Source organism: Hominiventricola aquisgranensis (genome assembly GCF_040096225.1).
In the GTDB taxonomy this organism is placed as follows: domain Bacteria; phylum Bacillota; class Clostridia; order Lachnospirales; family Lachnospiraceae; genus Hominiventricola; species Hominiventricola aquisgranensis.
Genome location: NZ_JBBMFC010000070.1, coordinates 1 through 1,484, shown reverse-complemented (window position 1 = coordinate 1,484; position 1,484 = coordinate 1). Strand labels below are relative to the sequence as shown.

General features: G+C 37.3%; 1 protein-coding gene. It reads left to right on the top strand.

From position 1 onward, the window contains the following. The first annotated feature begins 57 nt into the window (after positions 1–57). Positions 58–1,478 (top strand): IS3 family transposase gene (locus WMO62_RS15730; protein WP_349145272.1). Its coding sequence is split into 2 segments (ribosomal slippage): positions 58–544 and positions 544–1,478, totalling 1,422 coding nucleotides; the frame shifts between segments, so codons are not numbered across the junction. The last annotated feature ends 6 nt before the right edge of the window (positions 1,479–1,484 follow it).

Here is a 1,484-nt window from a genome sequence, read left to right as displayed (position 1 = left end):
TGTACCGACCCCCAAAAGTTAGACCTAAAAATCTAACGATTGGAGGTCGGTATTTTTATGGCTAAATATTCTTTTGAATTCAAGAAAAAAGTAGTTCTAGAATACATAAATGGAGAAGGTGGCACACAGTATCTTTCCACAAAGTATGGGCTTGGATCAAATTCCCAGCTCAGGAAATGGCTTGCTGCGTATAAAGAATTCGGAGATGAAGGATTAAAACGTTCTCGAAAAAAAGAAAACTACTCTTTCGAAAAGAAGCTTTCTGTTGTAGAGTTATATTTATCAAGTGAAATCTCGTATCAAGATTTGGCTCTACAAGAAGGAATTACTAATCCATCAATGATTGTCAATTGGGTTAATCGCTTTCGAGTGGCGGGTCCTGATGCGCTGAGACCACGTAAAAAAGGACGAAAGAAAACATTGAACACATCTGGTGACAATACACAAAACAAACCCGTTGAAGAATCTTCTGTTGATACAAGCGCAGAGCATGTAAAAGAACTAGAAGAAGAACTTCTTAAACTAAGAATTGAGAATGCGTTTTTAAAAGAACTGAGGAGACTGCGTTTAGAGGACGAAGCAAAAATGAGAGAACGGCAAGAATCATCAGCAGCCTCCGAAGACAGTTCAAATTAAAAGACCTTCTCTCATATACTGGAATGCCAAAAGCCACATATATGTATTGGCAAAAGCGTTTTGACAGAAAAAATCCGGATCAGGAAATTGAGGAAAAGATACTCGAGATTCGTAAAGAACATAAAGATTATGGATATCGTAGGATTCTCGGAGAACTTCGTAATCAAGGATATTCCATAAACAAAAAGAAAATTCAACGTATTGTTCAAAAGCTCGGATTACAGGTGATGTCCTATACTCGTAAAAGCAGAAAGTATAGTTCTTATAGAGGTAAGATTGGCACCGTTGCACCGAATAGGATTCGCAGACGTTTTGATACACATATACCTCATCAGAAAATCACTACAGATACCAGTGAGTTCAAGTATTATGAAATTGATGAGAAAGGGCATGTGACTATGCATAAGCTTTATCTCAATCCGTTTATGGATATGTGTAATGGTGAAATACTTAGCTACGGGATAGATCAGAGACCTTCTGCTAAAAACGTAATGGATGCTTTAGATAAAGCAATTGAAACTACTGCGGACTGCCCATACAGAAGAACTTTTCACTCAGATCAGGGATGGGCTTACCAGATGAAGGCATACTCCCATAGACTAAAAGAAGAACGGATATTTCAAAGTATGTCCAGAAAAGGAAACTGTCTGGACAATTCCGTAATGGAAAATTTCTTTGGACTGCTCAAACAAGAAATTTACTACGGTGTTGTTTATTACAGCTACGAGGAATTAAAATCAGAGATAGAACGTTTTATAAAATACTACAACGAGAAACGGATAAAAGAAAAGTTGGGATGGATGAGTCCTGTTCAATACAGGCTCCATCTTTTAGCTGCATAAAGAAAA